Origin of the sequence: Methylorubrum podarium (assembly GCF_040270385.1) — a bacterium.
GTDB classification, from domain to species: domain Bacteria; phylum Pseudomonadota; class Alphaproteobacteria; order Rhizobiales; family Beijerinckiaceae; genus Methylobacterium; species Methylobacterium podarium.
Genome location: NZ_JBELQE010000090.1, coordinates 46,560 through 71,063, shown reverse-complemented (window position 1 = coordinate 71,063; position 24,504 = coordinate 46,560). Strand labels below are relative to the sequence as shown.

The window sequence follows — 24,504 nt, the reverse complement described above, 5'->3', positions numbered from 1 at the left end:
GTGCGGAGCGCGTCGCGCTCGGCGGTCGTCAGCGTCATCGCGCCGTTGACGCGGCTCGCCTTCAGCACCTCGTAGCGGGCGTAGGCGGTGTCGTAGTTCGAGAGCGCCTCGAACGCATCCGCCGCCAGCGTCGCGCCCCGCGCCTCGGCGTCGAGCGCCGTCGTGTAGAGCGCCCGGATCTCGGCCTCGCTCAGGCGCACGTTGCCGCGCGCACTTTCGATCTGCGCGATCTGCGCGGTGACGCGGGCCACCAGCGGATCGCCGGAGATCGGCGCCGCGCGCGTCGCCGCCTGGATCTTGGCCAGGACCTCGGCCGTCGCCGTGACCGTGTAGCCCGCATCGAAGGCGCTGCCGTTCGCCTGCGTCCCGCGGATGGCCCAGTAGGTCGCGTAATCGCCGGCGAGATCGGCGTGGTAGACGTCGCCGAAGCGGCCGTACTGCGTGTGCAGCGCCCGATACTGCGCCGTGCGGCTCTGCTCGATCGCCGCCACGGCCTTGCCGACATAGTCGGTCACGGCGCTGCCGGTGAGCCCCTTGCGCGTCGCCTCGTCCCGGTAGAGGGACTGGTAATACTGCAACTCGCCGGACTGGCTGCTGAGTTTCACCTCGAAGCCGGCGTCGTAGACGGCGGGGTTCGCCTGCTGGTTCCGGTAGGACCAGTAGGCGTTGTATTCGCGCTCGCGGGTGCTCTCGAAGGCGCTCAGCGTCGCCTTGAACTTCTCCTCGGCCGCGCTTCCGGTGAGGGCGAGATCCTTCCAGACGCCCTTGATCAGGTCGGCCGCCTTGCGCTCGTCGCGGACGACGACGTCGTTCACGTTGAGCAGGCTGCCGCTCGACACCTGCACAACGACGTCGCCGCCGGCGGTGAGGCTGTTGAGGCGCAGGTCGCCCGCGGTCTGACGGATCGAGACGTTGCCGCCGGCCAGGATATCGACCCGGTCGCGCTGCGTCTGGCCGCCCTTGAGGTTCAGGATCGTGCTGCCCGTCACGTCGCCGGAGCCGATATCGCCGGACTTGGCGGCCAGCGTGATCACGCCGCCGCTGATCGAACCGGTCTTGCCGGCCGCCACGACGATGCCGGGCGCCGAGACGAGCGTGACGTCGCCGCCGCTCGCGCTGACGGTGTCGATGGTCAGCGCCGGCAGGCCGACGTTCTGGATGTAGACCGAACCCGCCGCCGAGGCGCTCAGCACGACCGGCGCGGTGTAGCTCCGCTTGCCGTCCTTGTCGGTGCTGAAGACGCCGTCGATCCGCAGCGCCTGCGCGTCGGCCGCCGGGATGACGCCCGTTCCGGAGGCATCATTGCCGAGGACGGCCGAGCCCTTGCCGATGCTGCCCGCCCGCGAGGTGAGGCTGACGGTGGCGGCGGAGATCGTGGCCGCGTCGTTCATCTGCTCGATCGAGCCGACGGCGTCGATCGTCACCTTGCCCGAACTGTTGACGATGCCGTTCTTGATCAGGACCTTTCCGGCGCCCGTCGAGGTGATGCGGATGTCGCCCGTATCGGAGCCGTAGAACGACACCTGGATCGGACGGTCGGCGAGGATGTTGGCCGTCGCCGTCGTCTCCCGAGGCTGCTCCCGCGTCCACTCCGTGTAGTACGTCTTCTTTCCGTACCACGTGCTGGTCTGCCAGGAATCCGTGATCCTGGGCGCGCTGTATCCGGAGAGGTTGGTGACCTTGGGATTGTTGATGGTGGGGAAGGTGTAGGCCGCGTCGTTGCTGACATCGAGATAGTAGTAGGTCCCCGACGCGAGCATCGTCACGTCGCCGGTGGCAACCTCCTTGAAGCCCTGGATCTTGGCCGGATCCTTCGCCAGCGCGTCGATGCCGAGCCAGGACGAGGTTCCCGTCACGGTCTTCTCGTACTTGGTCGACGTCTGGCCGACCGCGTAGGCGTAGCGCCAGCCGTCCTTGGGCGTGTAGGTCGCGGTGCGGCCCGTCACCGTCTGGTCGGGGGCCCCGGCGACCGTGGTCGGGTCGCCCTTGCCGTCGTTGTAGATCGTGCGGACGAGCGTCGAGACCGCGTTGTTGCCGGCGGCGTCCTTCGTCGAGCTGTAGGACGTCCTGCGGTAGCGAACGTTGGCGTCGGAATAGGCCAGGTCGTTCAGCACCACGCGGCCGGCGCCGCGGCTGCTGTTGTCCAGCTTCTCAAGGACGACGTCGTATTTCGACCCGTTCTCGATGACGATGTTGGAGTAACCGGCGAGCGCCTCGATCCGGCCGGTGCCGTTTCCGGTGTTGAGGATGTTGCCGGTGATCTCGACGTAGCCGCCGTAGGTCACGAGCTCCTTGACGATGAGCTGCTCGTTGACCGTGTCGAGCTGGACCGTGAACAGCCCCTCCTTCGACAGGCGGCTGAGCGTCATGTACGGCGCGGTCTTGTTCGCCAGCGCCGCCTCGATCTCACGGATCGCATCCTGGTCGATGGTGATCTTGTATTCGGAGACGCCGCTGCGGATCAGGCCGTTGATGTTCACGTACTGCGCGTTGATCGAAATCTGGTTCGCCTGCAGATTCGGCTCGCTGGACTTCACCGAGAGCTTGGCGACGATGTCTTCGACCCTCGACGGCGCGAAGCCGTCGGAGACGAAGGCGCCCTTCACCTGGGAGTAGGGCGTGCCTCCGACCTCGTAGACCGACTTGTCGCTGATCGAGCCGGGTCCGCCGACCGAGGCGGAGCCGCTGGCCTTGGACTTGTTTTCCTTGACGATGATGCGGGCGCCGGCATCGACGAAGAGGTCGCCCTTGCTGGTCGCCGTGAGGATGGCGTTCGGCGCGGTGATCGCGCCGGCGATGATCAGGGCACCGGCCGGGATGTCGGTCCCGTTCGGAGCGGTGGTGACGCCCAGGTTGTTGACGATGGTGATGGTGCTGTCGGGCGCGTTCGTAAAGCTGCCGCCCGAAGCGATCCGGGAGAACGCGACGCTGCCCGGCGTGTAGCCGTCCTCCGCCGCGCTCTGGGCGTTGATGTCGTTGATCTTCTTCTTCGCCTCGGCCTCGCTCGCCAGGGAAACCTTGACGCCGTTATAGGTCAGGCCGCCGGAGGATTCCGGCATCGTGATACCGCCGATCCGCAGCGACGCGGACGAGTTGTTCTCGATCTCGACCTTGCCCTTTTCCTTGGCCTCGAAGGCGCCGCTGCCGCTGAGGTCGTCCGCGAAGACGGCGATGCGTCCGGCGCCCGCCGTGAAGGCCCCGATCGTGACGACCTGGACCTGCTTGAGCACGGCGCCGACGCCGGCGATGCTCCCGTCGCTGTTGTAGAAGATCTCGGCGAGCCCCTGCGCCTTCAGGATGCCGGCGATGCGGATGACCTCGCCGTTGTAGAATTCCTGCAGGCCCGCGTCGCGCGTGTACTCCTTCTTCTTGGCCATCGCGTCCTGCAGGGCCTCGATCAGGCCCGAGCGCTGCTGCTCGGTCCCCATCGCGATGGTGATCGGCAGCCGGGGCGCCGTCAGGAGAGCGGTCGCGCCGCCCGTGTCCTGGCTCAGGGTGAAGGTCTTCGGCGTCGTGCCGTCCGTGACGAAGTTGCCGTTCGCGTCGATGGCCTGGCCGCCGAGATAGATCGTGCCCGTCAGGATGGTCTTACCGGCCGCCTCTCCCAGGACGTAGGTGTAGCCGTTCGCCTGGTAGGTGATCGGCGTACCGGCTTGGTTGCCGAGCTGATCGAGGACGATCTTGATGTCGCTGATGATGCCGGTGCGGACCGTGCCGTCCATGATGACGCGGCCGATCGAGGCGGTCGTGGCGTCGCCCGCCTGAACCGACTCGGGGTTGCCGCCCAGCAGGCTGTCGACGGCGCCGGCGAGCGCCGTGGTCCAGCTCGTGCCCTTCGCCTTGGCGTCGGCGCCGGCCATGCCGAACCAGTTGGTGTTGAACACGGCGTCGCCGCCGGTCTCCAGCAGGGCGCCGGACCGGACCGTGATGGTGTTGGCCTGCTTCAGGTCGATGTTGGCGCTGATCGACTGGATCGGGATCGCGCTGCCGGCGAAGGTGTCGGTGCGCGCCGAGAGGTCGTAGCGGTCGTCGCGCAGGTCGGCCTGCTTGCCGGTGGCCAGGGTCAGGTTGCCGTAGACCTTGGCGTGGACGCCCATGCCGACGGTGACCGCATTGTTCGGCCGCAGCGTGATGTCGGTGCCGCCGGTGGCGACGGTCGCCCCGCCGTAGGTCTCGGTGTTCGCAATGATCGCGGCGGTCACCCGCGTGTTCGCGTTGGCGGTGAGATTGCCGAGCGTCAGGATCTCCGCGTTGTCCCCGAGGGTGATCGTGGCGTCGAGGCCGGCGCCGTTCCGGCCGGAGAGCGAGGCGGTCGCCCCCGCGCCGGAGAGCGCGCCGGCGGTCTTCAGGACGACCTTGTCGGAGACGTTGACGTCGTTGAGCGCCGAGAGCGTGACGTTGCCGTAGGCGCCGGTGAAGCGGGTGGTCTCGAGCTTGGCGCCGGTGCCGACGGTCACCGCCGTGGACAGGCCGAGTTCGGTCCGGCTCGTCGCCCCGGCGCCGCTGGCGAGGCCGCCGGTGCTGCCGTCGATGTTCGGGCTCGACAGGAGCGGCTTGAGCACCGCGTTCCGCGCGCTGCCGGTGATGTCGTAGGCGAGGATCGAGGCGGCGGCGCCGATCGCGGCGGTCGCGGCATGGGTGACGGTGTTGGTGGACTGGGCGCCGCTGCCGGCCAGCGCCCCGTAGCTGTTGGTGGTGATCTGCCCGTTGGTGGTCGCGGTGTGGTCGGCGTTCAGGAAGAACAGGCCGCTTCCCGTGCGGCCGGTGATCAGGTCGACCTTGGCGCCGCTGCCGAGGGTCGCGGCGGTGCTGCCGCCCGTCGTCGTGGTGGTGACGGCGGCGGCGCCCGAGACGAGGCCGCCCGAGCCGGCGGTGGCCGCCGCGAGGTTGTCGTCGGCCCCGGTCGCCGTGAGCGAGAACGAGCCGGCGCGGATCGTGTCCGTGGTGGTGACGGTGGCCGCGGTCTGCGTCGCGGATTCCGCCCGCGAGACCGTCGCACCCGCCGCCACGAGGCCGAGGCTGGCGCTGTTGGCGTTCGACCGCTGCTGCGTCGTGCTCGACGCGGCGAGCGACACCGCCCGCGCCACGTTGAGCACGGTGCCGGTGCCGAAGCTGGCCGTGATCTGGCTGGAATTGGTCGCCTCGGTCACCGTGGAGTTGATTCCGATCAGGCCGCCGACCGCGCCGGTCGCCTCGGCCTGGGCGGTCGGGTTCGCGCCGCGGGCGAGGCTTGCCAGCACCGTCACCATGTTGGCGGTGAGGCCGGTCGTGTCGGTGGAGGCCGCCACGGTGGCGGCCACGTTGGCGAGCGCGGTCGAGGCGCCGACCGCCGCGGTGCCTGCATTGATGCCGGTGGCCCTGGCATAGGCGGTCGGCGTCGCGGTCGCGGTGACGACGACGTCGTCGGCCGCGATCGTGCTGCCCGAAAGCTTGGCCTCGACCGACGGCCTCACATCGACCTTGGCGACGGAGCCGCCCGCCGCCAGGGCCAGCAGGCCGCCGGCCACGGAGATGCCGAGCACCTGCGAATCGACCGTGGTGGTGTCGCTCGCCTGGACGGAGACGTCGCCCGCGGCCGTGACCTTGCTGTTGTAGATACCGGCACTCGTCGTGCTGGTGACGGTGTCGCCGGTGCCGGCGCCGCCGCCCGCGACGGCGACGCCGAAGACCGCGGCGTTGCCGGCCATGGCCGCGGCGCGGGAGCGGCTCGTCAGGCTCGCGTTCTCGCTCGCGGTGACGCTGACCGCGCCGCGGGCGGTGAGGCCGCCGGATCCGCCGAGATTCCGGACAGCGGCCGTGACGCTGTTGGCGATCACGTTGTCCGCCGCCGCGACGGCGAGGGAGAAGGAGGCGCCGCCGAGGAAGCCGAAGGCGGCCGCGACCGAGGCCGCGCCGGTCTCGACGGCGAGGACCGAGCTGTCGCGCGCGGCGACCGTGACGTCTCCCGCCGTGATCTTGTCGCCCGCGCCGTCGCCGTCGATCGACGCGCTCACCAGCGCGCCGATCCGGTTGTGTGCGCCCGCGCCCGCGCCGGCGGCGCTGATCGCGACCGCCCCCCCGGAGAGCGCGACGGAGCCCGCCGCAACCGTCGCCTGGATCGTCTGCCCGGAATCCGCCGTGACGGCGAGCGTGCCGCCGGCCTCGATGGTGGTGTTCTTCGACAGCGCCTCGATGACGAGGCCGCCCGATTGGGTCGTCTTGTCCCGGCCGTCGATCGTCTGCGTGATGGCGCTGCCGATGACGTTGACCGCGACGCCGGTGCCGATGCTGGCGCCGACCGCGACGCCGCCGATGCTGGCGCCGGCGGCGAGCGCCGCGACCTCGGCCTCGATCCGGCTGTTGTTCGCGGCCGCGACCGCGACGTCGCCTGCCGCCTTCAGCCGGGCCTCGCTGACCCGCGCGCGGGTGGTGCCGCCGATCATGTTGGTGGCGACGGCGCCGCCGCCCGCCACCGAGACGGCCACGCCGCCGCCGGAGAGGGCCACGGCGGTCGCGGCGACGCGGGCGCGGATGCTCGCGCCCTCGACGGCGGAGGTGTTGGGATCGTCGGCCGGAACCTGCGCCGAGACGCGGATCGCGCCGGTGCGCCCGGTCACGGTGGCGCTGTCGATCCCGGCGGTGACGGCGTTGTTGATGACATTGAGGGCCGTGGCGACGCTGATCGAGGGGGCGACGCCGACACCGCCGCCGGCGGCGGCGACGGCGGCCGCGCCGACATCGACGCTGATCGCGGAGCGGTTGGTGGCGAGCACCGTCACGTCGGCGCCGGTCACGCTGGTCGCGGTCCCGGTGATCGCGGCGTTGGTGGCGAAGCTGATCGCGTTGCCCGAATAGCTGCCGGAGCCGGCCACGCCGACGGCGACCGCGGCACCGGTGACGACGACGGAGGCGGCCGCCACGGTCGCGTCGATGGTCCCGGCCGAGGTCGCCGTCACCGCGACGGCGCCCTGCGCGTTCGCCACCGTGTCGGCGATGACCGCCTCGACCTTGGCGCCGCCGTTGGTGTCGAGGGTTGGCTGGTCGAGCCGCTGGCCGCCGCTGACCGTCGTCCACTTGCCGATGATGTTCTGCGCGCCCGAGAGGCCGATCGCCACCGGAACGCTGGCGATGCCCGCGCCGCCGCCGCCCGCGGAGAGCGCGGCCACCGTGGCCTTGATCTCCTGGCTGCTCGTCGCGCCGACGCGCAGTCCCGCGCCGCTCGTGACCCGGTTGAGGGCCGTCTGCCCGGCCGCCTTCTCGATGGCCGCACGGGTGTTCGTGGTGATGATGTTGACTGCCCCGGCGCCGCCGCCGGCGACCCGCACGTTGGCGATGCCCGCCCCGCCGACGCTGACGGAGGCCGCCGTCGCGATCGCCTGGATCGAGCCGCCGCTCTCGGCCTCGACCGAGAGGTCGCCGGAGGTCGAGGTGACGCCGGTCTCCGCGTTGCGGATGATCGCCTCGACGGTGTTGCCGACGATGTTGGTGGCCTGCGACAGCGACACAGTCACGCCGACGGCGGCGACGCCGGCGCCGCTGCCGGCGATGCCGGCTGAGCCGACGACCGCCGTGATGCGGGACGTGTCCTTCGCCGAGAGCGCGATCTTCGATGCGCTGACGCCGGCGGCGCCGTCGCCATCGATGAAGGCGCGGGTCGCCACGGCGATGAGGTTGGTCGAGGCGACGCCGGCCCCGGCGACGCTGACGCCCGCCGCGCCGCCGCCCTGGATCGAGGCGGAGACCGCCGCGACGGCCGACCGGATCGTCTGGTTCGAGGTCGCGGTGACATCGAGCGCGTTGTCGGAATCGACGCTCGCATTGCTGAGATAGGCCTGGACCGGGGCGCTGTCCCCGAGGGTGACGTCGCGCTTGTCGCCGTTGCGCGCGATGGACCACGCGCCGATCCGGTTCTCGGCCCCGCCGATGCCGACCGAGACGCCGACGCCGGCCGCGCCGGCGCCGCCTGCCGCCGCCGCGGCCGCGGTGATCAGGGCCTGAATGTCGGAGGCGGCGTCGGCCGTGACCGCCGACTTGCCGCCCCGCACCGTCAGACGGCTGTCGGCGACGAAGGCGTTGGTCCCCATCGTGATGACGTTGAGCGCGCCCGCGCCGCCGCCGCTCACCGAGACGCCGGCCGCGCCGCCGCCGCCGATCGAGACCGCCGCCGCCGCCGAGGCCGCCCGGATGCGCGCGCTGCTGCGGGCACCGACTGAGACGCCGCCGCTGCGGGTGGTCAGACCGGCATCGACGTTGGCGATCGAGGCCTGGACGCCGCCCGCGATGTTGTTGATCGCCAGCGCGAAGCCGACCGCCACGCCGACGCCAGCCGCGCCGCCGCCCGCGCCGGAGAGCGAGGCGGCCCCGGTCACCGCCGAGATCTCGGCCGTGTTGGCGGCGGAGACCGTGACGCTGCCGGCCTTGATCCCGGCGCCCGCGCCGGTCCCGTCGCCGTCGATCGTGGCCGAGGTGATCACGCCGATGGCGTTGGCGGTGACGGAGCCGGCCGCGGTCACAGAAACGCCCGCCGCGCCGCCGCCCTGGATCGCGGCCGCGGCCGCGATCACGGCCGCGGAGATCTTCTGGCTCGCCGTCGCCTGGACCGTCAGGGCCCCGGCGACGTCGAGGATCGTGTTCTTCACCGAGGCCTGCACGGCCACGGCGCCCTTGTCCTTCAGCGTGTCCTTGCGGTCCGCATCCGCGCCCTCGCTCAGCCACTCGCCGATCCGGTTCTCGGCGCCGCTGACGCCGAGGCCGACGCCGACGCCGGCCGCGCCGCCGCCACCGCCGGAGGCGGCCGCCGACGAGATGATCGCCGTGATCTCGGACGACCCGGTCGCGGTCACGGTCAGGCCGCCGCCGCCCGCGGTGGTGATCCGGCTCGCATCCACCGTGGCGTTCACCGAGCCGAGGATGCGGTTCGACGCGAAGGCGCCGCCGCCCGAGACGCCGACGCCGGCCGCGCCGCCGCCCGCGACGCTGATCGCCGCCGCGGCGGCGGCGGCGTAGATCCGGCCCGCGCGCGAGGCGCTCACCGCCGCGCCCGCGGCACCGGTGGTGCGCAGGAGCGTGTCGGCGTTAACGATCTTCGCCTCGACATCGCCGGCGATGCTGTTGAGCGCCAGCGTGAAGCCGACCGCCACCGAGACGCCGGCCGAGCCGCCGCCCGAACCCGCAAGCGACGCGGATCCGGCGAAGGCCTCGATCGTGGAGGTGTCCGCCGCGCTCACCGAGACGCTGCCGGCCTCGATGCCCGCCGCGCCGTCGCCGTCGATGACGGCGCGGGTCGCGACCGCGATCGCGTTGTAGACCGTGACGCCGGCGGCCGAGACGCCGACGCCGGCGGCACCGCCGCCGCCGATCGAGGCCGCCGCGGCGGCGACCTGGGCACTGATCGACTGCGCCGACGTGGCGCCGACGGTGAGCGCGCCGCTGCTCTTGGCGCTGCCGCCGCTCAGCACCGCCTCGACGACGGAGGTCTGGTTGGCCGCCGCCGTGTCGACGCGGTCGCGACCCTCGCCGGACGAGGTCCAGTCGCCGATCCGGTTCGCCGCCACCGAGACGCCGATGGCGACGCCGACGCCGGCCGAGCCGCCCGCGCCGACGGCGAGGGAGGCCGCCGCCACGAGGGCGGAGATGGTGGAATTGGCGGCGGCGGTGACGGTGATGCTGCCGCTCTGGCTGATCGGGCTCGCCGTCACGGCGGCGCGGGTGACCGGCCGGATGGAGTTGAAGGCGAGCGCTCCGCCGCCGGCGACGGCGACGCCGGCCGAGCCGCCGCCGCCGATGCTGACGGCCGCGGCCGTGGTCGTCGCCGTGATGGTCGCGTTGCTGCGGGCATCCACCAGGACCGCGCCCGCGCCGGCATCGATGCCGCCGGAGACGTTGCTGACACCCGCCTTGGTGGCGGCGTCGATCGTGTTGAGCGCGAGGGCGAAGCCGATCGAGACCGAGACGCCGGCCGAGCCGCCGAAGGCCGCGCTGACCGCGGCGGTGAGGGCGTGGGCGACGATGCTGGAGGTGTCGGCGGCCTTCACCGAGACGGCACCGGCCTTGATCGCGTTGCTGGCGATGGCGCTGTTGGCGACGCCGTTGCCCTCGATGAAGGCCTGGGTGGTCACACCGATGGCGTTGACGACGGCGGTGGCGCCGCCGCTGACGCCGACGGCGTTCGAGCCGCCCCCGGCGAGGCCGGCCGACAGGGCGGCGATCGCGGCCTTGATCTGGTTCTTCGACGTCGCCTCGACGCTGAGCGCGCCCTTCGCGTCGACGCCGACGCGGGTCAGCGACGCCTCGACGACGGTGCTGCCGTTGTTGGCCAGGGTGTAGCTGGTGTTCGAATCGCTGCCGGACTTGGACCACAGGCCGATGCGGTTCTCGGCGATGGCCGCGCCGATGCCGACGGCGACGGCGTTGCTGCCGCCCACACCCGCGGCCAGGGACGCGGCCAGGATCGCGGCGTCGATCGTCGCCGAGGCCTCGGCGGTGACGCTCACGGTGCCGTTGGCGCCCGTGGTGACGAGGCGGCTCTCGCCGGCCTGGGCGCGGGTGCTCGTCGTGATGACGTTGCGGGCGTAGGTCACCGCGGCGCTGATCGGCACGGCATTCGAGCCGGAGCCGGCCACGGCGATGGCGGCGGAGGCCGCCCGCGCGGTGATGGAGCCGGCCGACTTGGCCGAGACGAGGATCGCGTCGACGGTCTGGAGGCCGCGATCGACGCCCTTCACGCTCGCCGACACGTCGTTGGCGATGGTGTTGAGCGCGATGCTGCCGCCGACGGAGATCGACACCGCGTTGTTCGCCGCGGCGGCGAGGGCGAGGCTCGCCGACAGCGCCTGGACCGTGACGGCCGAGACGTCCTGGGCCGAGACCTTGGCGCTCGCGGCCTGGATTCCGGGCGTGGCGCCGATCCCGTCGCCGTCGATCGTGGCGAGGGTCGCCAGACCGATGCTGTTCATCGCGAAGGTGCCGCCGATGGTGACGGCGCCAGCCTTGTCGCCGGACGCGCTGACGCCGGCCGCGATCGCCGCGATGTTGGCGGTGATGGTGTTTCCGCTGGTCGCCTCCACGGACAGCGCACCGGTCGCCTTGACCGTGGTGTCGGTCAGCGCAGCCGAGACCTTGGCGCGACCGTTCAAGGACGGCGTCTCGCTGACGCTGTGCTTCGCCTCGTCGTAGGCGGTCCAGCCTCCGATCTCGTTGTAGGCGATGGCCAGGCCCAGGGCGCCGGCGCCGGCGCTGTCGGATCCGCCGCCGACCGAGACGGCCGCGCTGAGGATGTCGGCGGTGATCGTCGCCGTGCTGCTCGCCGAGACGGCGACGGCGCCCTGCGCGTCGATCTTGGCGTTCGCGGCTTCGGCCGTGGTGCTGCTGTTGATCCGGTTCACGGCAGCGACGCCGGCTCCGGCGACGCCGATGCCCTTCTCGCCGCCGATGCCCACGGCGACGCTCGCCGCCGCGGCCTTGGTGCCGATCGTCCCCGTGCGGGTGGCCGCCACGGTGACGCCGCCCGCGAGCGTCGTCACCGTGGCGTCCGTGATGCCGGCGCTGACATTGCCCGAGATCGTGTTGAGGGCGACGCTCGCCGCCAGGGCGACCGAGACGGCGGTCGTCGAGCCGAAGGCGGCGGCGATCGAGGCCGCGCCGACATTGGCGGAGACGGCCGAGCTGTTGTCGGCGCGGACCGCGACGCTGCCGGCCTCGATCGCGACGGCGCCGAGGATCTGCGCCGTGGTCGCGATGTCGATGACGTTGCGGGCGACCGAACCGCCCAGGCTCACCGCCACGGCCTGGTCGGACCCGCTGGCCGAGACGCCGACCGAGACGGCGATGGTGGTGGCATCGATCGTCTGGCTGGACGTCGCGGCGGCGCGGACCGCCCCCGTCGAACGGACGGGCGTACCGGAGATCGTGGCGCGCACGGCCGCGCCGGCCGAGATCACGTTGTTGGAGACCGACGCGCCGACGGCGACGCCCGAGGCCTTTCCTTCCGCCGACCCGTTGGCGGCGATCGCCAGGGCGCCGGTCAGCGCCGCGATCCTGGCCGTGTCGGTCGCCAGGACATCGAGGCTTCCGACCTTGGTGGCGGCGTCCGTGCCGTTTCCGACCGTCGATCCCGTCAGCTCGGCGACGGTCGAGCCGCCGACCGTGTTGAGGGAGAGAGCGCCGCCGCCGGAGACGCCGAAGCCCTTGCCCTGACCGGACACCGCGGCCTCGATCGAGGCGGCGAAGGTCTGCGCGAAGATCGTCGCGCTGCGGCTCGCCGACAGCGTCACCGCCCCGGGGGTGGCCAGATCGGCGACCTGAACGATCCGGGCCGTGACGTCGCTGCCGATCTCGTTGTTCGCCAGCGCCGCGCCGATGGCCACGCTGGGCTGGGTGCCCGAGCTGCTGGATTTGCCGCTCAGGTTCGCCGAGACGGCGAGGGCGACGGAGGTCGCTCGAATCGTCGAGGTATCGGCCGCAGAGACGGAGATGCCCCCCGTTCCCGCCTTCACCGCATCGTTGGTGCCGGTGCTGCCGTCGATCACCGCGGTCGTGGTCGTGACGATCTTGTTGCCGACGTAGAGACCGCCGCCGGTGCCGGCGACGTTGCTGCCGCTGCTCTGCTGGCTTCCGCCGGTCGAGGCCCCGACCGCGACCGCGGCCGCGAGCGTCTTCGCCGTGATGGAGGCCTGGGAGGACGCCTCGACCAGAACCCGGCGGCCCGCCGTGAGGCGCGTGCCCGTGACGCCGGCCCGGACGTCGAAGGAGCGGGTGGTGCCCTCCTTGAAGTTCGTCCCGGTCGGCAGGCCGCTGCCGTAGAAGCCGATCATGTTGAAGGCGAGCGTGACGCCGATGGCGACCGCCTGCGACTCGCCCTTGCCGATCACCACGGCGGCGGCCGCCGCCTGGACCGAGGCTTCGATCGAGGAGGCGCTGACGGCCGAGACGGTGATGTTGCCCTGTCCGCCCGTGCCGTCGGCATCCGGGGCGCGATTGCCGTTCGCGCTGACCGTGGCGGTCCTGGTGCTGGAGATGCGCGCCTCGGCGCCGCCGAGGATCGTGTTGAAGCCGAGGGCGCCGCCGCCGGCGAAGCCGATGTTCTTGCCGTCCTCGGTGCTGAGCAGCACCGCGATCGCCGTGGCGGTCGCCTTGACGTTGATCGCGGCGCCGCTCGTGGCGAGAACGCGCACGTCGCCCGCGCTTGCGGTCACCTCGCCGACCTCGTCGATGGCGGCGAGCAGCGTCTCCTCGACGATGGTGTTGCGGGCGATGCTGAGGGCCACCGAGACCGTGTGGCCGGTCTGGGTGCCGGTCTGGCCACCGGTCTGGCCGCCGCCGGACGAGCCCTGGGCGTTCGGATCCGGCGACTGCATCCGGTAGGCCACCGACGTCACCGGCGCGGTGACCACGGCGTCGATCTTGGACGTGCTGAGGGCGCTCACCGTGACGCCGGCCGCCTTGACGCTGTCCATGCCGGACAGGGTCGCCGAGGTGGCGAGCCGCGCGAAATTGAGGCCGACCACGGCGCCGACGCTGGTCACGGTGGCGCCGACCGTGGTGACGGCGTTCTTGATCTCGGAGGTGATCGTCGCATTCGACTTCGCGGAGACCTTGACCAGACCGGTCGCGTTGATCGACTGGCCGGAGATCGAGGCCGTGGCCGCGAAGGCGTTGGCGCCCTGGATCGTGGTGCCGAGATCGGTGCCGACGATCGCGTCGGAGAGGTCGAACAGGACGTTCTGGCTCGGCGTGCCGATCTTGTTGAAGGCCGCGGTGACGCCGACGGCGGTTTCGGAGGATTCGACGATGCTGCTGACCGTCGCGGTGATCGTGCCGGCATCCGCGGCCTCGACCGTGACGTTGCCCACGGTCCGGCCGGCCCCGGCATCGCCGAGCTTCGAGCCGATGACGGTCGCCGTGCTCGACCCGGTGACGACGTTGGCCGCGATCACCGCGCCGACGGCGACGGCCCCCTTCGTCCCCGGCTTGGTGCCGGGCTTCAGCTTGGACTCGACCTTGCTCGTGACCGACGCCTCGATCGTGCCGGTCTGCGTCGCGGCGACGGTGACGTCGCCCGCCCGGCTCACGCTGGTGTTCCTGAGGGTCGCCTCGGCGGTCGAGCGCACGTCGTTCGAGACGAGGATGCCGCTGACGGCGACGGCGTAGGGCTTCGCCGCCGCGGTGTCCGAGGCGGAGGTCGATCCCTCCGCCGGCTTGGTGCTGGACGGGCTGGCATCCTTGCTGTCGGCGAGGTTCAGGACGCCCGGCGGCAGGAACTTGATGAACTCGCGGGCATTGTTGAGCCGCCACTTCGTCGCATCGGTGAAGTCGGCATCCTTGAGCTGAACCGGCTGGCTCGCGCCGATATAGACGTAGACCTTATCGTCGCCGTTTTCCTTGTTGTAGACGAGATCGCCGAACTTGAGGTTCTTCTCGCCCGACTTTTTGGTGTAGTCGTAATTCGCGAGGATCTTCTCGGCGAAGTCCTGGAGAACGCTCGGCTTCGTCAGGCTCGCGAGGGCGGAGAGCCTGTTCGCCGAGGTGATCGAGCCGGCGCTGTCCGCCTGGATGGTCAGCGCGCCGCCGGCCTCGACGGACTTGCCCGAGCCGGTGTTGTCGATCGTCGCGAGCGCGCGGGTGTTCACCATGTTGCCGGTGAGCACGAAGCCGAGGGCGTAGGCGCTGGCATCCTTGAGGACGTTGCCGGAGGCGCTCGACTTGTTGCTGACGACGGCGTTGATGCCGGCATCGGCGGTCGCGGCGACGGTGACCGCGCCGGTCGCGGCCGTCGTCACGGCGGTGCGCAGGATCTGCGCGCTGGCGCCGGAAGGCGTGTCGTCGTTGTGGAAGGCTTCGGCGATCAGCGGCTGCCCGGTGATCGTGTCCGCGGCGCGGAACAGGACGTTCTGGTCCTTCCAGCCGACGGTGTTGAAGGCGAGCGTGAGCGCCACCGCGGCGACGTCGCTGGTGGCGGTGGTCTTGTTGGTGGCGTCGATCGTCGCGGTGTTCGAGGCGGTGACGGACACGCCGCCGGCCCCCGTCGTGACCGTGCTGTCGACGATCTTGGCGTCGGCCGCGCCGAGCACGCTGTTGGTGGCGATGATGCCGCCGAGCGCGAGGCTCTTCGTCTGCGTCTGCGTTCCCGCGCCCGGCGTGCCCGTCGCGGGCGGCGTCGTCCCGGTGCCGGTGCTGGCCGGCGCCGTCTTCTTGTAGGAATCGGCGGACTTCACCGTCGCCGCGCTGTCGGCGGTCGCGGTGATCGTGGCCGTCTCCTGCGCCGCCACCGTGACGGCGCCCGTTCCCGTGGTCACCGCTGCCTTGGTGATCGACGCGGCGGCGGCGCCATGGACGCTGTTGACCACCACGAGCCCGCCGATGGCGAGGGCGGCCGCGTTCTGCGGCGTGGCGGTGGGCTGGGGATTGTTCTTCGAGGGATCGCCGACCGGCAGGGGCGTCGTCGGATCGGTGGAAGCGGGCGCTGGCTGGGTCGGCGTCGTCGTCGTGCCGGGAATGACGAAGCCGTCGGGGATGAAGTTCGAGTCGAGGGCGCGCTTCCACAGCGTCTTGTCGCTGTAATCCTGCGCGGCGAGGTCGATCTTCGCCGCCTCGCCCATGTAGATGTAAATTTCGTTCGCGGCGTAGACGCTCGGCTTGGAGGAGATCTTGACCCAGTCGGGCTTGCCGTTGGTCTGGGTGTCGAACCTGATCGCGCTCGGCTGCTGCTTCAGCAGGGTCGCCTCGCCGACATACTTGTAGACCGCGCCGCCGGGGATCGAATTGTTGCCGTTGTCCCAGACGGTGTCGCCGGTCTTGACCGAGATCTCCTTGCCGTCGGTCGTCTTGTAGGGCGCCTTGTTGGCGCCGGCGGCGTAGTCGTCGGCGATGCGCACCCGTGCGCCGAAGGTCACGTCCTGAAGGTTCGCGGTCTTCTTGACCTGACCGAACGCGGTCAGATCGAGGGTGGCGATCATGTCGGTGCTGAGACCGAACGGGGCGAGATAGGTGTTGAGCGTGTTCCGCAGTGCCTCGATCTGGGCCACGGCCTCGCGATTGGCGCGCAGGATGGTGACCTGGCGGCCGATCATGTCGCCGACGGTCTGCCTGGCCTCGATCGGGCTCGCCCGCAGGGCGGCATCGTCGATCAGGCCGAGGAGCGCGGCCTCCGCCGCGTACTTGTAGGCGGTGTCGCGCGCCGCGTCGGCGACCGAGTTGTCGAGGACGTTGCCCAGCGTCTCCTGGCGCAGCGCCCGTTCGGCATCCGTGAGATTCTTCTTGAGATCGGTGCGGTTGTTGGCCGGCACGAGGTCGATCGCGGCCTTCATCGCGTCGGCCAGCGTGGTGTAGACGCTCTTGAGATAGTCGCTCGCCGCCGGGCGGCTCTTGAGCGTGAGCTGGGCGTTGTCGAACAGCTGGGCGAACCGTTGCGGCTCCGCCTGCGCGTCGAGGATCGCCTGCTTGATCCGCGCGACCTCGGCCCACATCTCGGCTTCGAGCTTGTTGATCTCGGCCGGAAGCAGGTCGGCGCGATTCTTGATCAGGTTCGACTGGATCGTCGCCGACTGCACCTCGTTCGGGTTCGTCGAGAAGTCGGAGGGCAGGAACTTGTTGAGCTTGGCCTGATTGGTCAGCGTGCCGCCGTCGGTCTTCACGACGGTGGAGCTCGTCACGAGCTGCGCGTTGGAGGCAATGGTATTGGAATCCGTCGCCGAGACGGTGACCGCGTCGCCCGCGGCGACGGTCCTGCTCGTGTCGGCGGTGTTGTCGATGGTCGCGGTCGCGCGCCCGCTCACCTTGTTCGAGGCGAGCACCACGCCGAAGCCGGTGCCGCCCGAGCCCTTCATCGAATCGGTAGAGGAGGTGGCGGCGTTGCTGATGGTCGCGTTGATCTTGGTGCTCGACACCGCCGCGACGGTGATGTCGCCGCCGGCCGTGGCCCCGGACTGGACGATGGTCGCGGTCGCGCCCGAGCCGGTCTCGTTGCCGAAGGCGTCCGAGATCGTCGGCGAGCCGATCAGCGCGTCGACGGTGTTGAACAGCAGGTTCTGGGTCTCGTAGCCCACCGAGTTGAAGGCGAGGGTGACGGCGGCCGAAACACCGCCCTGGCCGCCGCCCGACGTCGCCGAGGAGGCGCGCAGGCGCGCGTCGATCCCCGCCGTATTCTCGGCCTTCACCGCGAGGTCGCCCCGCGTCGCCTCGACCGTCGAACGCAGCACGGAGGCCGCGGCGCCGCCGCGCACGACGTTGGTCGCGGCGAGGCCGTTGGCGGCGATCACGCTGCCGTCGCCCGGAGCGGTCCCGGCGGTCGTCCCCGCCGGCGGCTTCGAAGCGAACGAGGCGCCACCGGAGGCGGTCACCGTGGTGATGAGGGTGGCGGCGATGTTGGCCGCGTCCTTGGCCGAGACCGTGAGGTCGGCCCCGGCCTTCACCGTGGCATCGGTGACGCGGGCGGTGGCGCCGCCATTCACCTCGTTGAAGACGATCAGACCGCCGATCGACTTGGAGGACGAGGCCGGGGTCCGGGCCGTCGAGGGCGGGGTGACGGTGCCGTTCGTCGTCTTGGCCGGCGTGGTGACGTCGGACACCTTGTCGATCGCCGGCATCACGGCCTTGGCCGCCGCCGGGATCCAGTTGTCGCTGGTGTAATCCTCCGTCTGGAGATTGACCTCGGTGTTGTCGGGCCCGCGATAGATGTAGATCGTCCCGACCGTGCCCTTCGCGCCCTTGTTGTTCGTCTTGAACAGCACCGTCTCGCCGGTGCGCAGGGACGGATTGAAGTCGTTGGTGGTGTAGCGCGCCTTGAGCCGGGTGACGGTGGTCGTGGTCTTTCCGTCCGTCGAGGTGACCGACTTCGACTCCGTGGTCGTGTCCGTCGACGGGGTCGATGCCGCCGTCGCGGGCTTGGTCGTGACCGTCGCGCCTTCGGAGACGGCGAACCACTTCGTCGAATCGGCGAAGTTCGTCGTGCCGGCGCCGAGATCCAGCTTCGCCGACGCGCCGATATAGATGTAGACCTGCCCCTTCACCGCCGGGTCTTCGCCCTTCGGACCGGCAGCCCCGGTGTAATCGTTGCCCAGACGAACGCGGTCGCCGGTCTTCAGCGTCCGCTCGCCCGACTTCGTCGTGTAGTCGTAGATGTTCTGCGCGGTCGCGACGGCCTTCTTGGCCAGTTCGGCGACGCTGCCCGACACCGCCGAGGACGAGATGGTCGTGCTCGACGCGTCGATGCCGGAGCGGTTCGCCGCCGTGACGACGACGCTGCCGCCGGTCGAGGTCACGCTCGCCGGCTGGCCGGAGGGCTGCGCGGTCTCCTCCTCGGCGCCGATATAGGCCACGGCCCGGGCGCTGACCTTGTTGGAGGCGAGCACGGCGCCGGCCGAGATGCCCTGCGCCCCGGTCTCGGCCTTGTAGACGGTGGAGGCCGTGTCGGCCTGCGACACCTCGCTGCCGGCCATCGCCTTGATCTGCGCGCTGCTGTCGGCGGCGACCGTGACGTCGCGCCCGGCCTTGATCGGCCGGCTGCCGGTGATGAAGGCCGTCGCCCCGGCGGATTTCTCGGCCCCGGTCGCGGTGGCGATCAGCGGATCGCCGACGATCGTGTCGACGGCGTTGAAGAGCGGGTTCTGCTGGGCGAAGCCCACCGTGTTGAAGGCGAGGGTGAAGCCGAGCGCCGTGCCGGCCTCCCCGGCGGTCTTGCCCTTGGCGCTGGCGTCGATGTCGGAGGTGTTGGTGGCCGTGACCGTGACGGCGCCGCCGGTGCCGGTGCGCTGGCCCGCGCCGTCGAGGCCGCCGCCGTCGAGCAGCGTGTCCTTGATGAAGGCGGTGGCGCCGTTGAGCACGGTGTTGGAGACGAGCACGCCGTTGACGGCCGTCCCGCCGCTGATGACGCTGGTGTCGGTCGCCTTGATGGAGCCCGTCGACTTGGCGGCGACCGTCACGTCGCCGCGGGCGGCGAGAGACGCCGCGACGATCGACGCTTCGGCCCGGCCCGAGACGTCGTTGCGGGAGAAGATCCCCCCGAATCCGGTCGACGAGACCTTGCCGACCCGCGGCTGCGAGCCGCTGGTTCCGCCGGGCACCACGTTGGTGGCGTCGAGCTTCTTCCAGAGGGCGAAATCGCTGAAATCGAGCCGGGAATCGACCGGCGGGAACTTCCCGTCCGAGCCGGGCGACCCGGTGAGCAAGCCGAGATCGACGTTCCCCGTGAAGTCCTGGCCCATGTACTGGTACACGGCGCCCTTCTCGCCCTTGCCGCTCCAGGTGTCGCTGAGGCGGATCTTGTCGCCGAAGGCGAGCTTCCGCGGGCCGGACTTGGTCGTGTACGTGTACTCGTTCAGCAGCGCGTCGGCGGACTTGTCGACGCCGCTGACGGAGCCGGTGCTCACGGCCTTGGCCGAGGCGCCGACCGTGGTGGTGCTGGCGATCTTGACGGAGTCGGTCGCCGTGACCGTCACGTCGGTGCCGGAGACGGTCTTCAGCGGCGCGTCGATCGCGGCGCGCGCGGCGCCGCTCACCCGGTTCATGGCGACGATGCCGGAGACGGCCAGCGCATCGGCGCTGGCCGCGCGGGCGGAGGCCGTCACCTTGTTGCCGAGCGTCGCGTCGATCTCGCCGCCGGACACGGCCGTCGCGCTGACCGTGCCCGTGGCCGTCACCGTCGAATTCGCGATCTCGGCCACCGCCTGCTGCGTCGCCGGGCTGCCGAGATTGGTGCCGACGAGCGCGTCGAGCGTCGCGAAGCCGAGATTCCCGAGCTCGAAGCCGATCGCGTTGAAGGCGAGCTGGATGCCGGCCGCCCGGGCCGAGGTGGTCGGAGGCTCCGCCGTCCCCGTCGTCGTGCCGCCCGTCGCGGCGGAGCCGTCGCCGGTATTGGCAGGACCGCTCGACAGCGCGGTGACCTGCGCATCGACCTTGGAGGTGATCGAGCCGCCGGTCTTGGCGCTGACCGAGACCGCGCCGTCCGTCCCCGTCGTCTCGACGGTGGAATCGGCGATGCGGGCCGTCGCCGCCGAGAGGATGGCGTTGGTGGCGATCACCGCGTTGACCGCCAGGGCGTTCGAGGCGGAGGTCTGCGTGCCGTTGGTGCCGGTGCCGCTGCGATCGAAGATCGAGGTCCGGCCCGGGACCGGGCTCGGCGTGCCGGTACCCGGCTTGTCGTCCGCCGTGCGGCCCTGCTGCTCGCGGATGGTGGCGACCGCCTCGACGGTGGCGTCGGCCTTCGCCGTGATCACCGCGCTGCGCTCGGCGGAGACGGCGACGCTGCCGGCCTTGACCTTCGCGTTGCCGGCAATGATCGCCGTCGCGCCGCCGCGGATATCGTTGCGCGAGACGATGCCGCCCGCCGAGGTCGCGCCGGAGCCCGTGGTCTTGCTCGGCTGGGTCTCGCCGTCGCCGACGCGGCGCCAGTAGTCGCGCTCGCCGTAGGGCTGGTCCTTGAGGGTCGTCTTGAACCCGTCGGTCCCCATCCAGGCGTAGACGGCGCCCTTCTCCCCGATCTTCTGCCACGTCGTCGTATCGGTGAAATCGGCGCCGGCGAGGTCCATCGGTGCCGAGGCGGTGTTCGGCTTGTAGAAGTAGTAGGTGTTGGGCTCGCCCTTCCCGGCTGGGTGACCGGGGCTGACGAGCACCAAGACGCCCGGCGCGATGCTCTGCATCGTCGGCGACGGAGCCGGCAGCCGGCCGGCGATCGCGTCCTTGGCGGGGACGGGCAGCGCGCCCTTCACCCGCTCCAGGCGCGGGGCCGAGTTCAGCGCGCCGGGGAAGTCGAGGACGACGCGCTTGCCGAGCTTGAGCTCGACCTCCCCGCTCTTGCTCGCCTTGAAATCGAAGGCGGTGCGCTTGAGGTTCGGGTCGAGGCCGCCGTCGCTCGCGGCCTGGCTGGAGGCGACGAGCTTCACGTTGGCGTTGATCGTCGCCCGGTCCGACGCGAACACGTCGAGCGCGCCGGTGCCGGTCACGTCGGCCGCGGTGGTGCCGCCCGGCGTCGTCAGCGCCACGATCTCGGCCGAGGCCGCTCGGGCGATCCGGTTGGTCGAGATGATGCCGCCGATGCTGGCGGTCCCGGCGGTGGCGACGTTGTTCTGCGTGGCGGCCGAGGGCTTCTTGACGTTGTTGAGCACCCGCCGCTTCACGTCGGCCTTGATGTCGTCGGCGAGCGTCTGCTCCGGCGTCTTGTTGGCGATGGTGTTGCTGACGGTGGCGTTGACCGTGCCCGCGCTCGCCGCGGTGACCTGGACGCGCCCGCCCGCCTCGACCTTCGCGCCCTCGATCCGCGCGCGGATCGTCTGCGTCGCCGTGGCGGTCAGCAGGCCCGTGCCGAGGATGGTATCGACCGAGGCGCTGAGGATCTTCGGGATGATGCTCGACGAGCCCATCCCGTCGAGCTTGTAGCCGACGATGTTGAAGGCCGCGGCGGCGCCGATCGCCGGAACCGTGACGACGAGCTGCCCGTCGCGCGAGGCGGAATCGACGGTGGTCCGGGCGCGGGCATCGACGGTCGAGATGTCGGCGGCGCTGACGACGACGTCGCCGGTCATGGCCTTCACGCTGCCGCCGCTGACCGTCGCCCCGGTGCTGCCCAGCACGATGTTGACGGCGATGGTGCCCGCCGCGCCGAGGATGCTGGCGACGCCCGTGGCCTGGGCCTCGGCCGTCAGCTCGAGGGCGTTCTGGGCGATGAGCGTGACGTCGGCGGCCGCACTCGTCTCGCTGGCGGTCAGCGCAGCCGTCACGTCGCGCTCGGCGAGGTTGATGGCCGAGCCGCGGCCGAGGCCGAGGAACTCGCGCTCCTTCTTCTCCTGGGCCGCCTGGGCCGCCAACTGCTCCGGGGTCATGCCCGCGGTGGTGGTGTCCCGCAGCGTGTCCGTGTCCACCGGCTCGGCGATGGCCGAGACCGTGGCGGTGTCGATCGCGGTGACCGACACCGCGCCCGTGCGGGCCAGCAGGCGCGAGGCCGCGGCGGTCGCGGTCGTGCTGCCCTTCAGGGCGTTCTGCGCCTGGATCGCCCGCGACTCGACCGACGTGTCGTTGCCGGCGGCGGCCCGCAGCGAGGCGGCGGCGAGGGAGACGCCGCGCACGACCACGCGCACGGTGTCGTCCACCGTGGTGTCCGCGTAGCCGGTCTTGATCGGCGCGGGCAGCGAGCCGTCATCCGGCTCGCCGTCGAGGCCGTCGCCGCCATCGCCGGCGATCTGCTTGGTGGCATTGTTCGGATCGGGCGCCTCGGTCGCCGCGCGGATGCGGGTGGTGATCACGCCTGAATTGCCGGCCTGGAGCGCCACCGCTCCCGCCGCGTCGACGATCTTCGCGGCGGCGGCGTCCGGCGCCGTCGCGGGCAGGGTCGCGTCCGCGGCCAGCCCGAGATCGACCGCGGTGACCCGCTTGACGGTCTGCTCGGCGCTCAGGGCGAAGGGGTTGAGCATGCCCGGCAGATCGAGGGTGCGGCCGATTGCCGGCACCTTCACCCCGTCCGTGGCGACGAGCCGCGTCCGCACGTTGGTCTCGTCGGTCGCCGCCATCAGGACGGCGGCATCGCTGCCGGCCACTGTTCCGACGCCGCTCTGCCGGACCTGCCCGGTGGCCGCGACCGAGACGCGCGTCTCGTTCTCGATCGACGTCTTCGCCTTCTTGATGAAGCCCTTCGCGGCGAGTTCGGCGACCGAATCGGTCTGTCCGTTGCTCGTCGCGCTGAGGACGGCGCCGAGATCGGCCTCGCCCTTCAGGATCGCGGACATCGTCTCCGCGGTCAGCTTGGCCGCATCGGTGATGGTCTCGGCGCCCGGCAGGACGAGGCCGATCGCCTTGATGACGACGTTCGCCTGCGTGTCGGCGGCAAGCTTCACGGTTCCGCCGTTCACGGCGCCCTGGGCGCCGACGGTGACCGTCGAGGCGTTCTTCTGCTTGACCGAGACCTCTCGCAGCTGCGAGGCGCGCGTCGAGGTTAGGGTCGCGGAATTGACGACGCTCGTGGTGAGCGCGGCTTCGCCCGCGGTCTCGATCCGGCCCGCCAGGCTGATCGTCGCGGCGGTGGTCGCGTCGACCGACAGCTTGGCCGCACCGGCATTCGTGTCGCCGTTGGCGATCGTGGTCGAGCCCGTGACCTGGATCGCCACCGAAGCGCCGCCGATCACCGCGTTCTGGTTGACGACGACGCCCATCTTGGCGGTGCTGGTGACCTCCGAGGCGCTGCCGGTGGTGGTCAGGACGGGTGCCACCGTCGCCCCGGCCGTGAAGACGACCCCGTCCCTCGCCCGGATCTGAGCCGCATCGCCGACGGTGAGACTGTTGTCGCCCGCGCCGCCGCGGAACGTGACCGCGAGGCTCCCGGCGACGGCTTCGAGGTTCTTGTTCAGGTTGATCGTGTCGTCGCCGTCCCCGCCGTCGAAGGTCAGGTCGATGTTGCCGGTCGCCACCTGCAGCGCGGTGTCGAAGACGATGGTGTCGGCGCCCGCTCCGCCCGAGACGGTGAAGGACGGGCCCGGCGGCAGGGTCTCGAAGCGCAGCGTGTCGCTGCCGATGCCGAGCAGGACGCCTAGATTCGTCGACGGCACGGTGAAGGCGACCGCCGCGAAGGTCGCGGCCGCGCCGTTCGCTTGGCTCGACCGCTGCAGGAGGTAGCGGCCCGGATCCGAGTCCGACCGCTTCAGCGTGGCGTCGATGCTCGACGACACGGCCGAGAAATCGATCTGAAGGCCGTGTTTGCCGCCGCCGAAGGCGCCGTCGAGGATGCCGCCCGCCGAACCCGCGATCAGCGTGTCGTCGGCCCCCGCGGCGCCGACGAGGTTGCCGATGCCCGCGAAATTGCCTTCGAAATTGCCGGCCGTGATCTTGCCGGTGTTGCGGCTGTCGAGCGTGAAGGTCGCGCCGAGCGTGTCGCCGCTCTTGGCCCGGTTGAGAAGTTCGATCGTGTCGCCGCTGTCGGTCGAGCCGCCATCGTTCGCGGGGTCGGAGAACGACAGGATCGGCTTCGTGCTGCCGGTCAGCCGCTCGAACGAGGCGACGTCGACGACGATGCGATCCTTCTGGCTCGTTCCCTCGATCGTGAAGTTGCTGTTGCTCGCGGAGATGTCGCCGAAGGTGTGGAGCTGGGCTCCCTTCCCGCCGCTGGAGCTGTAGGCGAAGACCTGTACCTGCTGAACCTTGGCGGCGTCCGTCGTCGCGGCCTGGTTCATCTCGATCAGCTCGACGAGCACCTTGTGCTCCGCCGTCTGCTGGTCGAGCGGGACGTTGATCTGGTAGGCCGCGCTGGCGTCGAGGAGGACGCGGGGCTCGAGCGGATCGAAGATCAGCCGGTCACGATTGAAGAGGCGGTCGGCCTTCGCCTTGAGACGCAGCACGAGCTGGCGCTTGGACGGCCGCGGCGCGCGCGGCGTCTCCACCGCCGTCCGGGCGCGGTCGCGGCGGCGGAACAGGGGACCCCAGAAGCCTTCCGACTTGAACGGAAAAGCCATGGCCGCTCTCTCCAAAACGGAACGCACCCGCCCTCGGCAAGCGCGCGACAGACAGCATTTCCCGGCCCACGCAACGGTGGCCGGGATCGGCACAAGC

Annotated in this window: 1 protein-coding gene; it reads right to left on the bottom strand. The window is 71.2% G+C overall.

Annotation, left to right across the window (positions count from 1 at the left end; translation table 11 throughout):
• Positions 1–24,407 (bottom strand): LEPR-XLL domain-containing protein (locus ABS772_RS17670; protein WP_350396104.1); only part of this gene is annotated, 24,407 nt, incomplete at its 3' end.
• Positions 24,408–24,504 lie beyond the last annotated feature (97 nt).